Below are 637 nucleotides of genomic sequence, written 5' to 3' on the forward strand. Positions count from 1 at the left end.
CCTGGGCCGGCTCCGCGCGCGGCAGCACCGGTGCGGCGGTCGGCGTGCGCAGCACGTCCTCGGGCAGCGCCAGTACCACCGGGCCGGGGCGGCCCTGCATCGCCAGGTGGAAGGCCTTCGCCACGTACTCGGGCAGGCGATCGGCGCTGGCCACCTCGCCCACCCATTTGGCGAAGCCGCCGCTGTTGGGGCCGAACACCGCGCGGTAGTCGAGCTCCTGGAAGGCCTCGCGGTCACGCACCTCGGCCCCCACCTGGCCGATGAACAGCACCATCGGCGTGCTGTCCTGGAAGGCGGTGTGCAGGCCGACGGCGGCATTGGCCGCACCCGGTCCGCGCGTGACGAAGCAGATGCCGGGGCGGCGCGTCAGCTTGCCCTGGGCTTCGGCCATGAAGGCCGCCCCGCCCTCCTGGCGGCAGCTGACGAAGCGGATGCGCCCGGCGTGCTCGAGGAAGCCGTCGAGCACCGGCAGGAAGCTCTCGCCCGGCACGCCGAAGCAGGTGCCGATGCCTTGCGCGATCAATGCCTCGACCAGCGCATGGCCGGCCAGACGCGGTGCGGGAGTGTGCATGGCCGGCACTGTAGCCGCGCCGGCCACGCGCCGCCGGGCCGCGCGCTGACGCGGGGCCCGCGGTGC

1 protein-coding gene is annotated in these 637 nt (G+C 74.7%); it reads right to left on the minus strand.

Annotation, left to right across the window (positions count from 1 at the left end; translation table 11 throughout):
- On the minus strand, window positions 1-571 hold a 571-nt coding region (locus tag x551_RS23005; protein WP_036252244.1), incomplete at its 3' end, for a thiamine pyrophosphate-binding protein.
- Window positions 572-637: the final 66 nt, after the last annotated feature.

Source organism: Methylibium sp. T29 (assembly GCF_000576205.1).
GTDB lineage: Bacteria > Pseudomonadota > Gammaproteobacteria > Burkholderiales > Burkholderiaceae_C > Methylibium > Methylibium petroleiphilum.